We start from the raw sequence: 20,706 nt of genomic DNA, 5'->3' as shown, positions 1-20,706 counted from the left end.
CAGCGTTAGCGACCACGCCAAAACCGCGTCGGACCAACAAGGCGGACCAGGTGATGGCACAGGAAAGACTGGCCCGAAACAAATGTGGGAGCGGGCTTGTCCCGCGATGCGCCGCGCGGGCGGCGCTCGATCTCATAGCCCCTACAGAAACACAGCCAGGCACCTGGTGGCCCTCACCCAATATCCCGCCATGCACCTGATGACCCAACTCAAATCTCGAATCAACCAAGAACCAAGCCCCCCACCCACCCGCACGCCCGGCGGATTGTGTGACTGGCCGTTCCCGATCCGCGCCGGATGTATTATGGTGGCGGGGTGCGCATATAAAAGCAGCCCGCCGTGTTCGGGCCAGAGCAATGAGGGTGTCATGAGTAACGAAAGCATTAACTGGGACAAGCTGGGTTTCGACTACATCAAGACCGACAAACGTTACCTGTCCGTATGGCGTAACGGCGAGTGGGACAAGGGCACCCTGACCGAAGACAACGTGCTGCACATCAGTGAAGGCTCCACCGCCCTGCACTATGGCCAGCAGTGCTTCGAAGGCCTGAAGGCCTACCGCTGCAAGGACGGTTCGATCAACCTGTTCCGCCCCGACCAGAATGCCGCGCGCATGCAGCGCAGCTGTGATCGCCTGCTGATGCCACGGGTCTCGACCGAACAGTTCATCGAAGCCTGCAAGCAGGTGGTCAAGGCCAACGAGAAATTCGTTCCGCCGCACGGCAAGGGCGCGCTGTACCTGCGTCCGTTCGTGATCGGCACCGGTGACAACATCGGCGTGCGCACCGCCCCCGAGTTCATCTTCTCGGTCTTCGCCATCCCGGTCGGTTCGTACTTCAAGGGCGGCATGACCCCGCACAAGTTCCTGATCTCCGACTACGACCGCGCAGCCCCGCAAGGCACCGGCGCAGCCAAGGTCGGCGGCAACTACGCGGCCAGCCTGCAACCAGGCTACGAGGCCAAGAAAGCCGGCTTCGCCGACTGCATCTACCTCGACCCGCTGACCCACAAGAAGATCGAGGAAGTCGGCTCGGCCAACTTCTTCGGCATCACCGCCAACAACGAATTCGTCACGCCTAAGTCGATCTCGGTATTGCCGGGCATCACCCGCCTGTCGCTGATGGAACTGGCCGAATCGCGCCTGGGCCTGAAAGTGATCGAAGGCGACGTGGAAATCGACAAGCTCGATCGCTTCGTCGAAGCCGGCGCCTGCGGCACCGCCGCGGTGATCACGCCGATCGGCGGTATCCAGTACAACGGCAAGCTGCACGTGTTCCACAGCGAAACCGAAGTCGGCCCGGTCACCCAGAAGCTCTATGCCGAGCTGACCGGTATCCAGAGCGGTGACGTCGAAGCCCCGGCGGGCTGGATCGTCAAGGTCGCCTGAGGCGCCAGCCTGCGGTAGAGACGGGGCATGCCAGCGATGGCATGCCCCGTTTTTCTTGGACTCCACGGCCCCTGTAGGAGCGGGCTTGCCCCGCGAAGCAGGCACCACTCTGCATGGTACCGGCTTCGCCGGTGTTCGCGGGACAAGCCCGCTCCTACAGGGGAATGCGTCTCCCGGGCTGCCAGATGAATTTTTCTTAAATCGCCGGTTGTCTATTCTTTGGCACAATCAGGTCTCCACTCGCCGCCCAGGAACCAGCATGCCTCGCGTACTGACCATCGAAGACGACGCCGTCACCGCCCAGGAAATCGTCGCCGAACTGTCCAGCCACGGTCTGGAAGTCGACTGGGCCGACAATGGCCGTGAAGGCCTGGCCAAGGCCATCGCCGGCGGCTATGACCTGATCACCCTCGACCGCATGCTGCCCGAGGTCGATGGCCTGACCATCGTCACCACCCTGCGCAACTTGAAGATCACCACGCCGATCCTGATGATCAGCGCCCTGTCGGACGTCGACGAGCGCGTGCGCGGCCTGCGCGCCGGCGGCGACGACTACCTGACCAAGCCGTTCGCTTCCGACGAGATGGCCGCCCGGGTCGAGGTGCTGCTGCGCCGCAACAGCGTGCCGATGACCCAGACCCGCCTGCAGGTCGCCGACCTCGAGCTGGACCTGATCAGCCACGAGGCACGCCGCGGCGAACAGGCGCTGAACCTGCTGCCCACCGAGTACAAGCTGCTCGAGTACCTGATGCGCCACTCCGGCCAGGTGATCACCCGGATGATGATCTTCGAGGAAGTCTGGGGCTACCACTTCGACCCGGGCACCAACCTGATCGACGTGCACATCGGCCGTCTGCGCAAGAAGATCGACTCGCCCGGGCAGAACCCGCTGATCCGTACCGTGCGGGGCTCCGGCTATGCCATTGCCGAACCCGTCTAAGGGCTGGAGTTCCTCCACCAGCCGCCTGCTGGCGCTGTACAGCTTCCTGTTCGTGGCCTGGAGCAGCATTCTCATGGGGGTGCTGTACTTCGAGGTCACCAGCTACCTGAACAAGCTCACCCGTCATTCCATGCTGCAACGCCAGCACCTGTTCGCCCATATGAGCGGCAAGCAGCTGGACGACGCACTGATCGCAAGCCAGGCCTTCGAGGAGCGCAGCTTCGACGCCTACGGCCTGTTCGATCCCCAGCTCAACCCGATTGGCGGGCGCATCCGCAGCATCCCGCCGGAGCTGGGTCTGGACGGCAAGGTCCATGAACTCAAGCGCTGCCTGGACGCCGACGATCCGCACCTGCCCCGCGACAGCTGCGACGCTGTGGCGATCAAGGTCCAGGACGGTCGCTGGCTGGTGCTGGTGCGCGACAACGGCTCGCTGTTCGTGGTCACCCGGATCATTCTCGACGCGCTGCTCTGGGGCATTTCCCTTACCCTGATTCCCGGTTTCGCCGGCTGGTACCTGCTGCGCCGCCGACCGCTCAAACGCATCCGGGCGATCCAGGCCCAGGCCGAACTTATCGTCGCCGGTGACCTGACCCACCGCCTGCCGGTGTCGGTGCGCCGCGATGAACTGGACATGCTGGCGGCCATCGTCAATGCGATGCTCGACCGCATCGAAAGGCTGATGCATGAGGTCAAGGGGGTCTGTGACAACATCGCCCACGACCTGCGCACGCCCCTCACCCGCCTGCGCGCGCAGCTCTATCGCATTCGCCAGCAAAGCGGCGCCGACTCTGCCGAAGGCGAAGCACTGGACCAGGCGATCGGCGAGACCGACACGCTGATGGCACGCTTCCGTGGCCTGCTGCGTATCAGCGAACTGGAGGACCGCCAGCGCCGCGCCGGCTTCGTCCAGCTCGACCCGCAGGCCTTGCTGGTGGAGCTGCACGACTTCTACCTGCCACTGGCCGAGGATGGCGGCATCCGTCTGCAGCTGGAGCAGCCCGCGCAACTGGCGGCGCTGCATGGTGATCGGGAATTGCTGTTCGAGGCCCTGGCCAACCTGGTAGGCAATGCGATCAAGTTCACCCCGCAAGGCGGCCAGGTGCGCATGGTCGCCAGCGAAGACGATCAAGGCGTGCATATCGCCGTCGAGGACAGCGGGCCGGGGATTCCGGCGGATGAGCGCGAGGCGGTGTTGAAGCGTTTCTACCGCAGCGAGGAAGGCCATCGCCACCCGGGGTTCGGGTTGGGGCTGTCGATCGTCGCGGCGATCGTCGACCTGCATGGCTTTGGGCTTGAGGTGGGGGCCAGCGAGTTGGGTGGGGCGAGGTTGGTGTTGCATTGCCCACTGGCTGGGGCGGTTCAATAAAGAGCGGGGCCGCTTTGCGGCCTTTTCGCGGCACAAGGCCGCTCCTACAGGGGACCACGCAGCTCTGTAGGAGCGGCCTTGCCGAGGCGTCGGACCGGCCGGAAAGGGCTGCATAGCAGCCCCAGTGGCGCCGATCAGTCAGCCAGGCGCCAGGTAGTGGTGCCCTTGCTGTCTTCCAGCACCACGCCCATGGCGGTGAGCTGGTCGCGGATGCGGTCGGACTCGGCCCAGTTCTTGTCGGTGCGCGCCTGCAGACGCGCCTGGATCAGCGCCTCCACTTCGGCGGCATCGACCTTGCCCTCGGCACCGGCGCGCAGGAAGTCATCGGCTTCCAGCTGCAGCACGCCCAGCACATCCCCCAGCTCACGCAGGCGACCCGCCAGGCCGGCGGCGGCCTCGGGGTCGCTGTCGCGCAGGCGGTTGATCTCGCGCACCAGGTCGAACAGCACGGCGCAGGCTTCCGGCGTGCCGAAGTCGTCGTTCATCGCCACGGTGAAACGCTCGACGAATGCCTCGCCACCCTTGGCAGCGACCCGCGGCAAGCCGCGCAGCGCGTGGTAGAAGCGCTCGAGCGCGCCCTTGGCGTCGCGCAGGCTGTCCTCTGAGTAGTTGATCGCGCTGCGGTAGTGGCTGGCCACCAGCAGGTAACGCACCACTTCCGGGTGGTACTTGTCGAGCACGTCACGGATGGTGAAGAAGTTGTTCAACGACTTGGACATCTTCTCGCCATTGATACGGATCATGCCGCAGTGCATCCAGGCGTTGGCGTACTGCTTGCCGGTGGCCGCCTCGCTCTGGGCGATCTCGTTCTCGTGGTGCGGGAACTCCAGGTCGCTGCCGCCACCGTGGATGTCGAAGCTCTCGCCCAGGCAGCAGGTGGACATCACCGAGCACTCGATGTGCCAGCCTGGACGACCCGGGCCCCACGGCGAATCCCAGTACGGCTCGCCCGGCTTGACGCCCTTCCACAGGACGAAGTCCAGCGGGTCCTGCTTGGCCTCGTCGACCTCGATGCGGGCACCGATCCGCAGGTCTTCGATCTTCTTGCGCGACAGCTTGCCGTAGCCGACGAACTTGCCGACGCGGTAGTACACGTCGCCGTTGCCCGGCGCGTAGGCATAGCCCTTGTCGATCAGGGTCTGGATCATCGCGTGCATGCCGGGGATATGGTCGGTGGCACGTGGTTCCAGGTCAGGCTTGAGGATGCTCAGGCGGCGCTCGTCCTCGTGCATCGCGTCGATCATGCGGGCGGTCAGCGCGTCGAACGACTCGCCGTTCTCGTTCGCCCGGTTGATGATCTTGTCGTCGATGTCGGTGATGTTGCGCACATAGGTCAGCTCATAGCCGCTCTTGCGCAGCCAGCGGGTGACCAGGTCGAAGGCCACCATGCTGCGGCCGTGGCCCAGGTGGCAGTAGTCGTACACGGTCATGCCGCACACGTACATGCGCACCTTGTTGCCGTCCAGCGGCTTGAAAACTTCCTTGGTCTTGCTCAGCGTGTTGTAGATGGTAAGCACGAAGGTTCCTCAGCTGCCCCACGAATCGCGCAGGGTCACGGTCCGGTTGAATACCGGGCGACCCGGCTGGGAGTCTTTCAGGTCGGCGCAGAAGTAGCCTTCGCGCTCGAACTGGAAGCGGTCTTCTGGCTGGGCCTGGCCCAGGGAAGGTTCCGCGCGACAACCGCTGAGTACCTGCAGCGAATCGGGGTTGATGTTGTCGAGGAAGCTGCCGCCGTCTTCGGTCTTCTCCGGGTTGGCGGAGCGGAACAGGCGGTCGTACAGGCGCACTTCGCACTCGACGCTGCCTTGCGCCGGCACCCAATGGATCACGCCCTTGACCTTGCGGCCCTCGGGGTTCTTGCCCAGGGTGTCCGGATCGTACGAGCAGCGCAGTTCGACGATGTTGCCGTCGGCATCCTTGATCGCCTCGTCGGCGCGGATCACGTAGCTGCCACGCAGGCGCACTTCGCCGGCCGGCTCCAGGCGCTTGTAGCCCTTGGGCGGCTCTTCCATAAAGTCGTCGCGGTCGATGTACAGCTCGCGGGCGAACGGCAGCACGCGCACGCCCATGTCTTCCTTCGGGTGGCGCGGCAGTTCGAGCTGCTCGACCTGGCCCTCGGGGTAGTTGGTGATCACCACCTTCAGCGGGCGCAGCACGCACATGGCGCGTGGCGCGGTGCGGTCGAGGTCGTCGCGGATGCTGAACTCGAGCATCGCCATGTCGACCACGCCGTCGGAACGGTTGGTGCCGATCATCTCGCAGAAGTTGCGAATCGACGCCGGGGTGTAGCCACGGCGGCGGTAGCCCGACAGGGTCGACATGCGCGGATCGTCCCAGGCCTCGACGTGACCTTCATCCACCAGCTGCTTGAGCTTGCGCTTGGAGGTGATGGTGTAGTTCAGGTTCAGGCGGCTGAACTCGTACTGGCGCGGGTGCGCCGGCACCGGCAGCTTGTCGAGGAACCAGTCGTACAGCGGACGGTGGCTTTCGAACTCCAGGGTGCAGATCGAGTGGGTGATGCCTTCGATGGCGTCCGACTGACCGTGGGTGAAGTCGTAGTTGGGGTAGATGCACCACTTGTCACCGGTCTGGTGGTGGTGGGCATGGCGGATGCGGTACAGGATCGGGTCGCGCAGGTTCATGTTCGGCGAGGCCATGTCGATCTTGGCGCGCAGCACGCGCTCGCCGTCCTTGAACTCGCCGGCCTTCATGCGCGCGAACAGGTCGAGGTTCTCCTCGACGCTGCGCTCGCGGAACGGGCTGTTCTTGCCGGCCTCGGTCAGGCTGCCGCGGTATTCCTTGGCCTGCTCGGGGGTCAGGTCGCAGACATAGGCGTTGCCCGACTTGATCAGCTCCACGGCCCAGGCGTGCAGCTGCTCGAAGTAGTCCGAGGCGTAGCGCACCGGGCCCGCCCACTCGAAGCCCAGCCACTTGACGTCACGCTGGATGGAGTCGATGTACTCCTGGTCTTCCTTGGCCGGGTTGGTGTCGTCGAAACGCAGGTGGCAGGCACCGCCGAATTCCTTGGCCAGGCCGAAGTTGACGCAGATCGACTTGGCGTGACCGATGTGCAGGTAACCGTTGGGCTCAGGCGGGAAACGGGTGACGATGCTCTGGTGCTTGCCCGAGTCCAGGTCGGCCTGGACGATCGGCCGCAGGAAGTTCACAGGGACGGCGGGTGCGCCTTTGGCAGCGGCGTTTGGCGCGTTGTCGGCAGTGGGCTTGCTCATAGTGTCCTTGAATGCAGGTAGCCGGCCGGGTAGGCCGATTGAATCAAAGCGCCTATCATAGCCGAAGCAGTCAAGCTGCTGACAGCCGGAGCACCGACAAAGTGGCGCGTTTTGTCGCCGCAGCGGTCTACAATCCGGCACAATGGCGCCCCAGTGGCGTGTGCCGCGGCGGCCTGATCCTGCGTCAGGTCATCCGAGCGCACCGCGCACCCTATTTCCCGAATGCCTTGAAAGAGCGAATTTCAGCATGTCCAAAGTCAAACTGAGCACCAACCACGGCGATATCGTCCTGCAACTGAACGCAGAGAAAGCCCCGCTGACCACCGAGAACTTCGTTCAGTACGTCAAGGAAGGCCACTACGATGGCACCGTCTTCCACCGTGTAATCAAGGGTTTCATGATCCAGGGCGGCGGTTTCGACGCAAACATGAGCCAGAAGAAGACCCGCGCCAGCATCCAGAACGAAGCTGACAACGGCCTGAAGAACGACAAGTACACCATCGCCATGGCCCGTACCATGGAGCCGCACTCGGCCTCCGCGCAGTTCTTCATCAACGCCTCCGACAACGGCTTCCTCAACCACAGCGGCAAGAACGTGCAGGGCTGGGGCTACGCGGTATTCGGTGAAGTGATCGAAGGCAAGGAAGTGGTCGACGCCATCGAGAAAGTCGCCACCGGTTCCAAGTCTGGCCACCAGGACGTACCGAAAGAAGACGTGATCATCGAGAAAGCCGAGATCATTGAGTGATACTGCTGATCTCCGATCTGCACCTGCAAGAAGAACGCCCGGACATCACCCGGGCGTTTCTTGATCTGCTCGACGGCCGCGCCCGCCATGCCAAGGCGCTGTACATCCTCGGCGACTTCTTCGAAGCCTGGATCGGCGACGATGCGATGACGCCGTTCCAGCAGTCGATCTGCCAGGCCCTGCGCCGGCTGAGCGACAGCGGCACGGCGATCTACCTGATGCACGGCAACCGCGACTTCCTCATCGGCCAGGCGTTCTGCGACGCCGCCGGCTGCACCCTGCTGGCCGACCCAAGCGTGGTCGAACTCGGTGGCGAGGCGGTGCTGCTGATGCACGGCGACACCCTGTGCACCCGCGACGTGGCCTACATGAAGCTGCGCCGTTACCTGCGTAACCCACTGACCTTGTGGATCCTGCGGCACCTGCCGCTGGGCACGCGGCACAAGCTGGCGCGCAAGCTGCGCAGCGAAAGCCGCTCGCAGACGCGGATGAAGAGCACCGAGATCGTCGACGTCACCCCCGAGGAAGTGCCCAAGGTGATGGCCGCCCACGGCGTGCGCACCCTGGTCCATGGCCACACCCACCGGCCGGCGTTGCACAAGCTGGTGGTCGACGGCCAGCCGGCGCGGCGTATCGTGCTGGGGGACTGGGATCGTCGGGGCTGGGCGTTGCAGGTGGACGAACAGGGCTTCCAGCTGGCGCCGTTCGAGTTTTCCTGAGCGGCAGACGCGCAGCCCTCTGTAGGAGCGGCCTTGTGCCGCGAAAGGGCCGCAAAGCGGCCCCCGATTTCAGCGATTATGCAACGAACGCCGGGGCTGCTTTGCAGCCCTTTCGCGGCACGAGGCCGCTCCTACAGAGGACGCCTGATTACTGGGCGCTGACCACCCGCCCCTTGTCCCGCTCGCTGATCACATACTGCCGATACTGCGGATCAGCCTTGATCTGCGCCTCGGTAAACGGGATCGGCGCCAGTTGCTTGGCCGCGAAGGCCCGCGTCTGGTCGGCGGTATGCGCCGACGCCTTTTCGCTCGACAACGAGAACGCCAGCAATCCCTGAGCCTTTGGCCCTTGCTCGGTGAAGCTGACCACCTGCAGATAGCTCGAACCACTGACCACCAGGCGCTTGCCCGGCCCCACCGGCACACTGACCATCGCGTTGTAGACACCGAGGGCCTGCGGACCACCGGGTACCGGCGTGCCATCGGCAGCCTGCTGGATCTGCCCCCAACGCTGATCGGCGGCGATGCCCGCCTTGCCCACCTGCTCCAGCGACGCCAGCGCCGCCTCGCGCAGCAGCTTGCCTACCGCGGCCTGCTCCACCGCCAGGCCACGCGGGGTGTGCTGCGGGTCGGCCGGGTCGAACGGCACGCGCCAGCTTTGCGGGTGCTCGGCCAACGCGCCGGCGATATTGATGAAGTGGACCAGGCCGACACTGCTGTCCAGGTCGGCCTTGCCGTTCCAGGCCCGCAGGCTGGCACACACTGGCTCAATATCCGCCTCCACACCCTTGCACCACTGCAGCAGGTCCGGCAACAACAAGCTGGCCTGGTACACCTCGTCATCGAACACCATGCGCTGCAGCTCGGCGACACCCAGCTTGTCCTTGCCCTGCAGGCGCTGCAGGGCAAAGCGGCTGCGCATGCCCAGGGGCTGGTCGGCACGGCTGACCAGCGGTGAGAAGCCGGTCAACGGCTGGGCCGGGTTGGCCATCCACGCCGAATCGTTGGCATGCTGCACATAGTCGCGTCGCTCCAGGCTCGGCAGCAGGTTCGCCGGGAAGATCCCCGGCTGGGCCGCCTGCGCGTCGACCTTCCACTGGCAGGCACTGCGCGAGCCATCGAGCACCACCAGCGGGCCGGAGGCCGCCGGATTACTGCACTGCGCCAGCAGCGTCTGGTCGACATAGGGCACCACCGACTGGTTCAGGTACAAGGCCTGGCCGGCGGCATCCACCGCCAGGGTGTTGACCCAGGGAATACCCTGCAACTGCCCCACCGAGGCCTTGAGCGCCTCCAGGCTATCGGCGCGGTTGATCCGGTACCACTGCTGCAGCACCCGGGTATTGTCCAGGTTGGCGTCGCGCAGGCTGTAGGCCGCCTGGTTGTCCCAGTCCAGCCGCCCTGGCCATTGCACCACCGGGCCGAACTTCGACAGGTGGATGGTGCGCTCCACCTCGCTCAGCGTGCCGTCCTTGCCCTTGACCTTGACCTTGAGCTGCTTGCGCTCGAGTGGCAGCGACTGGCCGTCATACAGGTAACGGGTCGCGTCCTTGGGGTCCAGCTGCAGGCGGTAGAGGGTGAAATGCTTCGAGGTGTCGACGGTATGGGTCCAGGCCAGATGGCGGTTGAAACCGATATTGACCACCGGCAGGCCCGGCAGGGCCGCGCCCATCACATCCAGCTGTCCGGGGATGGTCAGTTGCATCTGGTAGAAGCGCATCCCGCCGATCCAGGGGAAATGCGGGTTAGCCAGCAGCAGCCCGCGACCATTGGCCGAACGCTCGCTGCCCACCGCCACGGCGTTGCTGCCACGCTCGGCGGCGAACTGCGCCTGGCGCGCCAAGGCCATGCTGTAGTCGACCGTCGGGCGTTGCGCCGCCAGCTCCGGCGGGGTCGCGGCCACCACCGCCTCGACAAACTGGCCGACACCGCCTTCGGCCAGCAGGCGCCGGGTCAGCTTGACCAGGTCGCGGCTGCTGATCGGCCGCACCCAGTCCCCTGCCCCGCACTCGGCCGGCAGGCCTTGGGCACGCCGCTCGCCCAGGGCCCGGTTGTAGCCGCTGGCATAGCCGTCGAGCAGGTCGCGTACCGCCACCGGCTGCGCCTGCAGGAAGGCGTCCACCGCCGCCGACTCGTTGAGCCAGGTGAAGAACAGGTCGCTGGACAGGTTGTCGCGCTGTTCGACCGTCTTGGCGTCGCCACCGAAATAGCGCGAGCGCTCGCCATTGACCGTCAGCACCTCGTTGGCCAGCAGGCACAGGTTGTCCTGGGCGTAGGCATAGCCGATGCCGTAGCCCAGGCCGCGTTCGTCCTTGGCCAGGATATGCGGCACGCCGAAGCTGGTGCGACGGATCTGCGCAGAGGCCTCGTCGGCGACCTCCCGTGCCTGGACAGCCAGGCTGGAGGCAACCAGGGCGGCGGCAAGGCCCAGGCGGAACAGGGGAAGAGGGATCACAGGCACTCCTCGTGCTATCGGGGTCATCCCGAACAGACGAATGGCCGGATGAAAATTTTACGGTCGACGCGAGGCTGCAACGTCCTCAACAGAACGTGTCAGATTTTTTTCACCGAGGGTTGCAGTTTTGTCGATCTCATTCGTCTTTAGATGTGAGGCACCCATGATTTCGGGACAGTCCACGAAAAGGAGCATTCACATGTACAACCCGCAACAATCGCTATCGGCGCCGCCCGCCCCAGGCCAGGCCGCCGCCCCCCAGGAGGAACGCGTGGGCAACGAACAGATCCGCGAGCTGCTGCGCGCCTATGGCCTGCGCACCAGCCTGATCCGCCTGAAGGTCATCGACGCGCTGCACACCGCCGGGCGCAGTGGCCGCAGCATTGGCGTGCGCGGCGTGCATGCGCAACTCGAGCAACTGGATATTCCGCTGTCGTTCCTGAGTGTGCGCGAGGTGCTCAAGCGCCTGTGCAGCGAAGGCGTCATCAGCCTGGGTAGCGACAAGTGCTACAGCCTCAACCCCCAGGCCCGGGCCGTGCTCGAGCAACCCGTCTCGCGTTGAGCGCCTGGCCGGCAAGGATATGCCGGCCCGCCCGTCTCAGGGCTTGACCTTGCGCCGCAGGATCCCGTTGATCACCACCACGACCACCGCGATGGCGATGGCGATGTACTGGAACGTCTGCTCGCTGATAGTGCCCTGCTTCTGCAGGTAGCTTAGGCCGAGCATGATCCCCAGGACCACCAGGATGATCAGGATCGAGTATTTGAGGCGCTGCACGTGGGTCATCGGAAATTCCTTGCGACATCGGGGACATGAGGCTCCAGCGGAGCCGACGCCATGATACCTCGCCCGCTTTTCCCCCGCTGAAGTTCCTGCCCGCCCCCCTTTCCCTGCACAGACCTCCTCACCCCAGGACACCCGGGCGTGTCTGCGCGCGAAGGCCTGGGTCACACACCCAAACCGCCATCATGGAACCCCTTCACTAGACGATTTGGGGCCTGTAGCTAAAGGGTGAAGGCGTTTCCTACTTCACGCGATCAGGCTGCCCGCAAACAACAGGCAGTTGCGACTACAAGCTCCGGTCCGCTTCGCGCCTAGCGACCCTTTCCGCTGCTGTTCGAAAATCGGACCACGCCACTCGGACCGCCACCCGTGGCCGACCACGCCGCAGCCAACCGGGCCTCGGCGTCTGCCAAACCTACATGACGGAAGGAACCATTTCGTGGAAAAGCCAGACCTGAGCAATATCGACATCACCCAACTGCCTCAATCGCTGCAGGCGCTGATCGAGTGCATCGGCCTGGACAGCGCCTACCGCCTGACCTGCGCTTTTGGCGGACGCCCCAAGTACATTCCCAAGCACCGCGACCGCAGCAAGCTGGCCGATCTCTTGCCGTCCGAAGCGCTCGACGCGCTGATCGAGCGCTATGCCGGCCTGGCCCTGGAAATCCCCAAGCCCGATCACTTCCAGCGCCAGCTGCGCAACCAGCAGATCCAGAAGGAAAGCGCCAACGGGCTGTCCCGCAGCTTGCTGGCCAACAAGTACGGTCTGAGCCTGCGGCAGATCGGCAACATTCGTCGCCAGGAGTGCCATGCCCGCTGAGCAGGCACTCCACCGGGCTTAGAAATCGCGCTTGTAGAAGATATCCAGCGAACTGGCCAGGCCGCTGGCGGCCTCGAGGTACACCTTCTTGCTGAGCTTGTAGCGCAAGGCGATGGTGTTGGCCGGCTCGAATACGCCGACGCCATAACGCAGGCTAAGCCGCTCGGTAAGATTGCCGCTGGCCACCACGCTGGTCTTGTTGCCCGTGCCCTGGGTATCGAGCTGGAAGTCGTCGATGCCCAGGTTCGAGGCCAGGCCACCGGTCAGGCCGGCGCTGCCCATCAGGCCCAGGCCCAGCGCCGCTTCGGCAAGCATGTTGTTGTCCTCGCCGGAGCTGTTCAGCGGCCTGCCCAGCACCAGGTAGGACAACGCCTGCTCCTGGCTCATCGCAGGCTCCGAGAACACCTTGGTGGTCGGCTGCTCGGCGCTGCCGCTCAGGCGGATACCGGCAATCACGTCATCGACCTGGCGGATGGCCTCGATGTCCAGGTACGGCTGGTCGATGGGTCCGGCGAACAACAGGCGCGCACGGCGGATGGTCAGATTCTGCCCATACTGCCGATAGCGCCCGTCGGCCAGGCTCAGTTCTCCGCGGGTGTCGAGGTTGTCGCCGATATGTACATGGCCCAGCAGGTTGGCGGTAAGGCCGAAGCCCTTGAACGACAGTTTTTCGCTGCCGACCTCGACATCGATGTCCATGGCCACCGCCATCGGCGGCTTGCCCTGCTCGGTCTGGTGGCCGACGATCACCGTGTCATCCGAGACCTTGACCGTCGACGGCGGCAACTCGCGCACGGTGATCTTGCCCTTGGGCACCAGCACCTTGCCGGTGACCGCCAAACGATCGTCCAGCAGGCGGATGGTCAGGTCGGGCGCCACCTCCAATGCCGCGTACGGCTCGACACTGACCGGCAGTTGCTGGCCCTGCAGGCGCAGGTCCATGCCCAGCGCCTGCCCCCAGGTCAGGTGACCGGCCAGTTGCCCACGGCCGGCGGCGCCGCTGCGCCAGTTGCCGTTCAACTGCACCTGCTCGCCGGCAATCAGTGCCTGCAGCGACAGATCCTCGAGGCTGACCGGCAGCTCCGCGCCGCTGACTTCGCCGCCGCTCAAGGCCAGGTTGCCATTGACCTGGGGCGCCAGCAGGCTACCCGACAGGCGCCCGCTGCCGTTGAGCTGGCCGGCCAGGCGCTCGACCATCGGCAGGAAAGGGCGGATGACCGACAGATCGAGCCCGGCCAGGCGGAAGTCGCCGGACAACGGTTTGTTGCGGCCCAGCGGGTCGATGCGGGCATTCAGGTTCAGCTCGCCCAGGCGCTCGCCACGGAAATCCACGCGGGTGTCGACCCGGCGCGGCGCCAGGGTGCTGTCCAGGCGCAACACCTGGTAGGGGAAGTCGATCCAGCGATCCTTGTCGCGCACCCGCAGGGTACCGCCGCCGGCATCGATGCGAATGCTGCCCTTGGGCCCGCTGGCGGGGATGTCGAGGTTGATGTCGGCATTGAGCAGGCCCTGCCAGGCGAAGTCCTTGGGCAGCCACTGGGCCAGGCTGTCCAGCGGGAACTGCTTGAGGTGGTAGCGCAGGCGCGGCTCCGGCGCCAGGCGCTGGTCCTCGCCGCACAGGCTGGCCTGGCCGGAGCGCCAGCAGTGGGCACCGAAGTCGAGCTGGCCGCTGGCCAGGCGTTGCAGGCGCGCCGGTGCCTGCAACTGCCAATCCTGGCCGCCGGCCTGGATGCGCCCGCTGGCCAGGCGGCCACGCCAGTCGCCCTTGTTCAGCGCACCGTCCAGCGCCAGGTCGAGCTTGAGTTGCGGGCCATCGAGGGCCAGCGTCGCGGCCTGCTGGCGGATATCGCCCTTGCCTTGCACATCGAGGCTGCCCAGGGCGGTGTCCCCCAGGCGGATCCCACCGGCCTTGAGCGTCAGCTGGCCGCGCTGGGCGTTGTCCAGTCGCGCATCGAGGTCCAGGCGCTGCACACGGTTGTCGGCCTGGCCCAGTTGCTGGCCCTGCAGGGTCAGGGTGCCCTGGGGCGCGGCCAGGGTACCGGCCAGGTCCAGACGGCCCTTGGCCTGCCCTTGCAGTTGCGGCCAGAGCTGGCCCAGGCGCGGCAGGTCGAGGTCGATACGCCCGGCCAGGCGCTGCTGCAGGCTGGCGCTGCCGCTGATGCGGTTGTCACCCAGTTGCACCGCCAGGCTGCCCAGGGTCCAACGCTCGCCAGCGCCCTCGGCGTCGACCTTGACCAGCGCCGGCTGGCCACGCAGGCGACCCTTGAGGTCCAGTTGCGCCTTGAGCGCCAGCTGCTCGTGCTTCAGTTCGCCCTGGCTGCGCAGCGGCCCGGCCAGGGTGCCCGGCAGCTCCGCCAGCCAATAGGCCGGATCCAGCGCCGACAATTGCAGGTCGACATCCCAGGCCAGGGTGTCGGCGAAACGCAGGGCGACACTGCCTGCGGCCTTGCCCTGCCCCGCGCTGAGCAACAACTGCGGCAGGCGTACCTGGCCCAGGTCGCCCTCGAACGGGCTGGCCAGGCTGAAAGCGCCCGCCGGGCCGTCCAGGTCGCCGTTGAATGTGCCCTTGTAGCTGCCGTCGCGGTACTGCACCTGGGCGTTGAAGCGCTTGAGGGTGACCTGGGGCGCCTGCTCCAGCGGATACAGGCGCAGCCAGGGGAAGTCCAGCCAGTCGAGGCTGGCGTCGGCGCTCAGACCCTGCTGCCAGTCGGCGCTGGCCTGCAGCTTGAGGCGCTGCGTGTCACTGGCGTTGAGGTCCAGGGCATCGACTCGGGCGCCCTTGGCGTCCACCTTGCCGACCAGCACCAGGCCCACCGGCCCTTGCTCCGCGGGCAAGGTGGCCGAGCCTGAGAGCTGGTAGCCCTTGAGCAGGTCGCCCTGGGCATCGAGCTTGAGCTGGTTCAGTTGCAAGGTGTCGGGCAACTCGCCCGCCGGCTTGAAGGCCTCCGAGCGGATGCTCAGGCGGGCCGGCAGGTGTTCGGCCAGGGCCTGCAATTCGCCGTTCAGCCGGGCGTCCAGGTAACCGCTGCTGGTGGCCTCGATGGCGAGGGTCTTCTGCAGCTCGCCCTTGGCGTTCAAGGCCAGCTGCCACGGCTTGCCATCCACCGTCGGCAGTTGCAGCGTGCCCTGCAGTTGCAGCGGCCAGTCACCCTGGGGCGTCAGGTCGCCTTGGATATCCAGGCGCAGATCGTCGCGGCGCAGTTGCAGGCTGTCCACCCGCAGCCCGGTGGCGGTCCAGTGTGCGGCCAGGCTCAGGTCGCCCAGCAGGTCGCTGCCATCCAGGCGCAACTGGCCCACCTTGACCTCGCCCAGTTCGATGCCCAGCGGCAAGTTCAGCGCCGGCAATCGCAGCGGGCCGCTGTCGGGGCTGTCCTCACCCGGCGCGAAGGCCATGTCGATGCGTTCGGCCTGCAGGCGCTCGACGCACAATGTGGCACGCAGCAGGCAGGTCGGCGACCAGGCCAATTGTGGCGCCAGCAGCTCGACCCGATCGTCGCCGGCGGACCAACGCAGCAGGCTGGCCTGCCAGCTGCCACCAAGGCGCCCGGTAAAATCGCTGACCTCGAGCCCCGGCACCCGCGCCAGCGCCCAGCGGCTGCCCGCCTGAGTGCCGAGCACCAGCCCCAGCGCCAGGACGATCAGCAAAAGCAAGCCCGCCAGCACCAGCAGGATCGGTTTGAACACACGCATCACAGCTCGGGCCCCATGGAGAAGTGCAAGCGAAAACCACCGTCATCGTCCAGCGCGCGGGCCAGGTCCAGGCGCAGCGGCCCGACCGGCGACACCCAGCGCACACCGATGCCGACACCGGTCTTGAGGCTGGGGAACTCCAGGGAGTTGAACGAGTTGCCCTGGTCGACGAAGGTCGCCAGGCGCCATTTTTCCGCGATCGAGTACTGGTACTCGGCGCTGCCGGCCACCAGGTAGCGGCCGCCGATGCGGTCGCCCTGGTTGTTCTTTGGCGACAGCGACTGGTAGTCGTAGCCGCGCACGCTCTGGTCGCCACCTGCGAAGAAGCGCAGCGACGGCGGGATGTTCTGCTGGTAGCCGTTGGTGGCGCTGCCGCCGAACTGCACGCGACCAAGGAAGCGATGGTTCTGGCCCAGGGTGGTGAGCCCCTTGAGCAGCACGTTGCCGTGGATCAGGTTGGTGTCCGAGCCCAGGCCTTCCTTGGCCGCCTGCAGGTCGAACTGCAAGCGGTAGCCGTTGTGCGGATCGATGCGGTTGTCGCTGCGCAGGTACGAGAAGCTGACACCCGGCATCAGCAGGTTGCTCAAGCCCGAATCGTCGCCCAGGCGGTATTCCTCGCGCTGGTACTTGAGCGAGATCACCCGTTGCCAGCCACTGGGCAGCTTGCTGTGCCACTCGGGGCCGACGGTGAGCAGCTTGCTCAAGGTGTCGGTGCCGGAAATATCCTCGTTCTGGTAGCCGCCGGCGAAGCGCAGCTTGTCGGTGAGCGGCGGGTCGAGCGGGATGTCGTACCACAGCCCGACGTTCTGCCGGGGCGCCGACAGCTCGGTTTCCCAACCATAGCTGTGCCCTTGCGGGTTGACCCAGTGGCGGGTCCAGTTGGCCTTGCCGCGCGGCCCGACGTCGGTGGAAAAGCCCAGGCCCAGGCCCAGCGTGCGCGGCTTGCGGGTATCGAGGCGCACGTCCACCGGGATGTCCTCGCCCACCGCGGCGGTGGGCGCGGCGTCCACCCGCACGCTGTCGAAGTAGCCGCTCGATTGCAGGTCGTTGTTGAGTTCGGCGATCAGTTCCGAGTCGTAGGGGGTACCGGGCTTGAACGACACCATGCGCTGCAGCAGGTCGTTGTCCAGCGGCGCGTCGCCGCCGAAGGTCACCGCGCCCAGGCGGTAGCGCGGGCCGCTCAGGTAGACCAGCTCGATGTCGGCCACGCCGGCCTGCGGGTCCACCGCCAGGCGCTGGCGCTCGAAGCGCCCGGCGAAGAAGCCGTAGCGCGACGCCTGGTTCTGGATCAGCCGCTTGGCATCCTCGTAGGTGCCGTGGTTGAGCTGCTCGCCCGGGCGCAGCGCCTTGCTGTCGGGGATGCGAAAGGCCTTGAGTTCGCTGGCCGGCCCGTCGATGCGCACGGTCACGTTGCGCAGGCGCACCGGCTCGCCGGGCTCGACCCGGATGATCAGTTGCGCAGGTTTGTCCTTTTCGCTGGCGGGCTTGACCTCGGTCTCGACCCGCGCCTGGTAGTAGCCCAGGGCCTGGGCCGCCTTGCGCGTCTGCTCCTCGGCGCCCCGACTGAAGCGCAGCAAGGCTTCTTCGTCGCGCTCGCCCAGGCTGCCGATATACCCTTCGATATTGGACTTGAGCGCCTTGTTGGCGGGTTTGACCCGCACCAGCAATTCGCTCTGCGCCCATGCCATGGAGCTGGCGGCCAGCAACAGCAGGCCCCAGCCAAGTCTTCCTGAATACGTCATGCGCGGCATGCTACCAGAGCAAAGGGGTCAAGAGGGTTGTCGGCAACCACCTGTCACAGGTTCGCCACCCTGGACGATCGGGGATTGGGGTGGAAGAACACCCGCTCCCTGATCGGTCCCACCGCGATCTCGCCGATCTCTTCATAGCCCTGGCGCTGGTAGAACGCCAGGTAGTGCGCATTGCCGGTGTCCAGCACCACGCCCTCGGTGCTGGCGTCCTCCGCGCACCAGTCGTGCACGGCCTGCAGCAGTTGCTCGCCGTAGTGCTGGCCCTGGAACTGCGGGTGCACGCCCAGCAGCGGCAGGACATGGACATTGTCGCCCGGCAGGCAGCCGGCCAGCGCGGCCTGGTAGTCCAGGTAGCGCCGGGTGCAGCGCAGGCCGGTGCCGAGGATCATGCGCAGGCGCCAGGCCCAGCTGTCGGCCACGCCCAGGCGCCGCTGCGGCGGTACGATCAGCGCCAGGCCAACCAGGCGGTCCTCCAGCAGCAGGCCGATTGCCGGCAGCTGCAGATAGAAGTGCTGGCGCACCCACTCGCGCACCATCACCCGCAGGCGACGCTCGTAGCCGGGGCGCTGGCCCTCGAACAGCCAGGCGAAGGTCGGCTCGTGGCGATAGGCATGGTAGAGCAGCGAACGCGCCTCACGGGCGTAGCCGGCGTCGAGCAGGCAGGTGCGGGCCGGGGCGGCGATGACGTCGGGCATTGCGGGCAGTCCTCCTGGAATGGGCGTACAGTGCCTTGGAGCCAGATTCCGGCGCTGGGTTCACCTCCTCCAGCACGTTAGCAGTGCCCGCCGCGCGGCGCCATGCTGGCCGTGGCCGGCGATGTCGGCTAGCATCCGTGGCTTTTACCAGGATCGTCTTTCCATGAAGATCGTCTCGTTCAACATCAATGGCCTGCGCGCCCGTCCGCACCAGCTGGCGGCGCTGATCGACAAACACCAGCCGGACGTGATCGGCCTGCAGGAAACCAAGGTCAGCGACGATCAGTTCCCGTTGGCCGACGTCGAGGCGCTCGGCTACCACGTGCACTACCACGGCCAGAAGGGCCACTACGGCGTCGCCCTGCTCTCGCGCCAGGCGCCGCTGTCGTTGTTCAAAGGCTTTGCCAGCGATGAAGAGGACGCCCAGCGCCGTTTCATCTGGGGCACCTTCGCCGATGCCGACGGCACGCCGATCACCGTCATGAACGGTTACTTCCCCCAGGGCGAGAGCCGCGACCACCCCACCAAGTTCCCGGCCAAGCAGCGCTTCTACAGCGACCTGCAGGCGCTGCTGGAAAGCCAGTTCCAGAACAGCCAGCCGCTGGTGGTGATGGGTGACCTGAACATCTCGCCCCAGGACTGCGACATCGGTATCGGCGCGGATAACGCCAAGCGCTGGCTGAAGACCGGCAAGTGCAGCTTCCTGCCCGAGGAGCGCGAGTGGATGGAGCGACTCAAGGGCTGGGGCCTGGTCGACAGCTTCCGCCACCTGTACCCGGAAGTGGCAGACCGCTTCAGCTGGTTCGACTACCGCAGCCGCGGCTTCGAGGACGAGCCCAAGCGCGGCCTGCGCATCGACCTGATCATGGCCTCCCAGGGCTTGCTGCCACGGGTCAAGGCCGCCGGGGTCGACTATGAACTGCGCGGGATGGAAAAGCCTTCGGACCATGCGCCGATCTGGCTTGAGTTGGGTTGAGCTGCTATCAGGCGCTGGACGATAGCCTTGCAGCGCCTATGAGATCGAGCGCCGCTCGATCTCATAGGCGCCACACCTCTCTCGTCAAACACTTACACAAATCCCCCTTAAACATCGCCGCGTTCATTTCGTCCATCAGCACGAACTCCCGCTGTCTGCCCAGCAACCCTGAACAAGGCTTCCCCATGACCGCACCCCTGAACCGCCTCACCCTGGCCGCCCTGCTGGTCGCCTGCAGCCTGCCGGCCCTGGCCGCGGCGCCCGCGCACAAACCCGGCACGGTGTTCCGCGACTGCGCCAAGACCTGCCCGGAAATGGTGGTGCTGCCCGCCGGCAGCTTCATGATGGGTACCCCGAATGACGAAAAAGGCCGCCAGGACGACGAAGGCCCGCTGCACCAGGTGACCTTCAAGAAAGCCTTTGCCGTCAGCCAGTACCAGATCACCAACGGGGAATGGAAAGCCTACCTCAAGGCCAGCGGCTACAAGGTCCCCAACGGCGACACCCGCCCGGGCCGCGAATGCATCGCGGGCGTGCCGCGCTACCAGCAGGGTGACCGGCAACCCGCCGTGTGCCTGAACTTCCACGAGGCCGAGGCCTACGCCGCCTGGCTGTCGAAGAAGACCGGCAAGGTCTACAAGGTGCTCAGCGAGTCCCAGCGCGAATACGCCGTGCGCGGCGGCAGCACCGGGCCGTTCCCCTTCCCGCTCGATGACAACGACGAGCAGAAATATCAGATCTCCAAGCACGCCAACACCTACGGCCCCACGGACGGCTTCTCCTTCACTTCGCCCGTCGGCAGCTTCCCGCCCAACGCCTACGGCGTCTACGACGGCCACGGCAACGTCTACGAGTGGACCCGCGACTGCTACGTCGACAGCTACGCAACCGCCCCCACCGATGGCAGCCCGCAGACCAACAGCAGCGAATGCGAGGACCGCCGGGTGATCCGCGGCAACGACTACACCGAGGCGCCGATCTTCTCCCGTTCGGGCAACCGCAACGAACGCAGCTCCACCCTGCGCGGCGACTGGATCGGTTTTCGCGTCGCCCGCGAACTCTAAGCCCTCCCCACTTCCGGCGCCCCCTGGCGCCGGATCCGCCTCGCCACTAAATCCGCGCAAAACCCTCTCGTCTACCAA

General features: G+C 65.9%; 16 protein-coding genes. 9 read left to right on the top strand and 7 right to left on the bottom strand.

What is annotated here, in order from left to right; genetic code table 11:
• Positions 1 to 367: 367 nt before the first annotated feature.
• The 3 genes from K2O50_RS11835 to K2O50_RS11825 all read left to right on the top strand — a co-directional run bounded on the left by K2O50_RS11835 (position 368) and on the right by K2O50_RS11825 (position 3,696).
• On the top strand, positions 368 to 1,387 hold the full coding sequence (locus tag K2O50_RS11835) for a branched-chain amino acid aminotransferase (RefSeq protein ID WP_028690746.1): 1,020 nt from the start codon (positions 368 to 370) through the stop codon (positions 1,385 to 1,387).
• A 259-nt stretch (positions 1,388 to 1,646) separates the two neighbouring features.
• Positions 1,647 to 2,327: a response regulator transcription factor gene (locus tag K2O50_RS11830; protein ID WP_050706019.1), complete on the top strand. Its 681-nt coding sequence runs from the start codon at positions 1,647 to 1,649 to the stop codon at positions 2,325 to 2,327.
• Positions 2,305 to 3,696 (top strand): HAMP domain-containing sensor histidine kinase, encoded by a 1,392-nt coding sequence (locus K2O50_RS11825; protein WP_050706020.1) that lies wholly within the window; start codon positions 2,305 to 2,307, stop codon positions 3,694 to 3,696. Before K2O50_RS11830 ends, K2O50_RS11825 begins: the two co-directional genes overlap by 23 nt.
• 134 nt (positions 3,697 to 3,830) lie before the next feature.
• Here the strand turns inward: K2O50_RS11825 and cysS are convergent, their stop codons facing one another.
• Entirely contained in the window at positions 3,831 to 5,213 is a 1,383-nt protein-coding gene (gene cysS / locus K2O50_RS11820) for a cysteine--tRNA ligase (protein WP_050706021.1), read from the bottom strand.
• 9 nt (positions 5,214 to 5,222) lie between these two features.
• Entirely contained in the window at positions 5,223 to 6,926 is a 1,704-nt protein-coding gene (locus K2O50_RS11815) for a glutamine--tRNA ligase/YqeY domain fusion protein (RefSeq protein ID WP_050706022.1), read from the bottom strand.
• Between the two features lie 247 nt (positions 6,927 to 7,173).
• Here K2O50_RS11815 and K2O50_RS11810 point away from each other — a divergent pair, with 247 nt between their 5' ends.
• Together K2O50_RS11810 and lpxH are read left to right on the top strand one after the other, a co-directional pair.
• Positions 7,174 to 7,674 carry a peptidylprolyl isomerase gene (locus K2O50_RS11810; RefSeq protein ID WP_050706023.1) on the top strand — a complete coding sequence of 167 codons (501 nt, stop codon included), beginning with the start codon at positions 7,174 to 7,176 and terminating at the stop codon, positions 7,672 to 7,674.
• A complete protein-coding gene (gene lpxH, locus K2O50_RS11805; protein ID WP_050706024.1) occupies positions 7,671 to 8,393 on the top strand; it encodes a UDP-2,3-diacylglucosamine diphosphatase in 723 nt (240 codons plus the stop codon). The genes K2O50_RS11810 and lpxH overlap by 4 nt, the downstream gene beginning before the upstream one ends.
• A gap of 148 nt (positions 8,394 to 8,541) precedes the next feature.
• Here the strand turns inward: lpxH and K2O50_RS11800 are convergent, their stop codons facing one another.
• Positions 8,542 to 10,848 carry an acylase gene (locus tag K2O50_RS11800; RefSeq protein WP_371263143.1) on the bottom strand — a complete coding sequence of 769 codons (2,307 nt, stop codon included), beginning with the start codon at positions 10,846 to 10,848 and terminating at the stop codon, positions 8,542 to 8,544.
• A gap of 199 nt (positions 10,849 to 11,047) precedes the next feature.
• On the opposite strand from K2O50_RS11800, the gene K2O50_RS11795 reads away from it, so the two are divergent.
• The gene (locus K2O50_RS11795) at positions 11,048 to 11,410 is read left to right on the top strand and encodes a fe2+ zn2+ uptake regulation protein (RefSeq protein ID WP_050706026.1); all 363 of its coding nucleotides are present in this window, start codon (positions 11,048 to 11,050) and stop codon (positions 11,408 to 11,410) included.
• A 36-nt stretch (positions 11,411 to 11,446) separates the two neighbouring features.
• Here the strand turns inward: K2O50_RS11795 and K2O50_RS11790 are convergent, their stop codons facing one another.
• Positions 11,447 to 11,635, bottom strand: a complete 189-nt coding sequence (locus K2O50_RS11790; protein WP_011533313.1) for a hypothetical protein — start codon at positions 11,633 to 11,635, stop codon at positions 11,447 to 11,449.
• Positions 11,636 to 12,071: 436 nt separating this feature from the next.
• Here K2O50_RS11790 and K2O50_RS11785 point away from each other — a divergent pair, with 436 nt between their 5' ends.
• Positions 12,072 to 12,452, top strand: coding sequence for a Mor transcription activator family protein (locus K2O50_RS11785; RefSeq protein WP_050705633.1), 381 nt, complete (start codon positions 12,072 to 12,074; stop codon positions 12,450 to 12,452).
• Between the two features lie 18 nt (positions 12,453 to 12,470).
• Here the strand turns inward: K2O50_RS11785 and K2O50_RS11780 are convergent, their stop codons facing one another.
• The 3 genes from K2O50_RS11780 to K2O50_RS11770 are packed head-to-tail and all read right to left on the bottom strand — an operon-like array spanning position 12,471 to position 18,588.
• On the bottom strand, positions 12,471 to 16,145 hold the full coding sequence (locus K2O50_RS11780; protein WP_052896491.1) for a translocation/assembly module TamB domain-containing protein: 3,675 nt from the start codon (positions 16,143 to 16,145) through the stop codon (positions 12,471 to 12,473).
• On the bottom strand, positions 16,142 to 17,884 hold the full coding sequence (locus K2O50_RS11775) for an autotransporter assembly complex family protein (protein ID WP_050705631.1): 1,743 nt from the start codon (positions 17,882 to 17,884) through the stop codon (positions 16,142 to 16,144). The genes K2O50_RS11780 and K2O50_RS11775 overlap by 4 nt, the downstream gene beginning before the upstream one ends.
• Before the next feature lie 53 nt (positions 17,885 to 17,937).
• The gene (locus tag K2O50_RS11770; protein ID WP_050705630.1) at positions 17,938 to 18,588 is read right to left on the bottom strand and encodes an N-acetyltransferase; all 651 of its coding nucleotides are present in this window, start codon (positions 18,586 to 18,588) and stop codon (positions 17,938 to 17,940) included.
• Between the two features lie 163 nt (positions 18,589 to 18,751).
• On the opposite strand from K2O50_RS11770, the gene xthA reads away from it, so the two are divergent.
• Complete coding sequence (gene xthA / locus K2O50_RS11765) at positions 18,752 to 19,564, top strand: exodeoxyribonuclease III (RefSeq protein ID WP_050705629.1); 813 nt, start codon at positions 18,752 to 18,754, stop codon at positions 19,562 to 19,564.
• A gap of 185 nt (positions 19,565 to 19,749) precedes the next feature.
• Entirely contained in the window at positions 19,750 to 20,628 is an 879-nt protein-coding gene (locus K2O50_RS11760) for a formylglycine-generating enzyme family protein (RefSeq protein WP_050705628.1), read from the top strand.
• Positions 20,629 to 20,706 lie beyond the last annotated feature (78 nt).

This window comes from Pseudomonas sp. 2hn, from assembly GCF_019646095.1.
In the GTDB taxonomy this organism is placed as follows: domain Bacteria; phylum Pseudomonadota; class Gammaproteobacteria; order Pseudomonadales; family Pseudomonadaceae; genus Aquipseudomonas; species Aquipseudomonas peradeniyensis.
Note: the sequence above shows the minus strand (reverse complement) of the source record. Positions and strands in the feature narration are given on the sequence as shown.

Coding starts and splice junctions, on each gene's coding strand:
- K2O50_RS11830 (WP_050706019.1), top strand. CDS start 1,647: ATGCCTCGCGTACTGACCATCGAAGACGACGCCGTCACCGCCCAGGAA.
- xthA (WP_050705629.1), top strand. CDS start 18,752: ATGAAGATCGTCTCGTTCAACATCAATGGCCTGCGCGCCCGTCCGCAC.
- K2O50_RS11795 (WP_050706026.1), top strand. CDS start 11,048: ATGTACAACCCGCAACAATCGCTATCGGCGCCGCCCGCCCCAGGCCAG.
- K2O50_RS11790 (WP_011533313.1), bottom strand. CDS start 11,635: ATGACCCACGTGCAGCGCCTCAAATACTCGATCCTGATCATCCTGGTG.
- K2O50_RS11760 (WP_050705628.1), top strand. CDS start 19,750: ATGACCGCACCCCTGAACCGCCTCACCCTGGCCGCCCTGCTGGTCGCC.
- K2O50_RS11775 (WP_050705631.1), bottom strand. CDS start 17,884: ATGACGTATTCAGGAAGACTTGGCTGGGGCCTGCTGTTGCTGGCCGCC.
- K2O50_RS11810 (WP_050706023.1), top strand. CDS start 7,174: ATGTCCAAAGTCAAACTGAGCACCAACCACGGCGATATCGTCCTGCAA.
- K2O50_RS11835 (WP_028690746.1), top strand. CDS start 368: ATGAGTAACGAAAGCATTAACTGGGACAAGCTGGGTTTCGACTACATC.
- K2O50_RS11815 (WP_050706022.1), bottom strand. CDS start 6,926: ATGAGCAAGCCCACTGCCGACAACGCGCCAAACGCCGCTGCCAAAGGC.
- K2O50_RS11770 (WP_050705630.1), bottom strand. CDS start 18,588: ATGCCCGACGTCATCGCCGCCCCGGCCCGCACCTGCCTGCTCGACGCC.
- K2O50_RS11825 (WP_050706020.1), top strand. CDS start 2,305: ATGCCATTGCCGAACCCGTCTAAGGGCTGGAGTTCCTCCACCAGCCGC.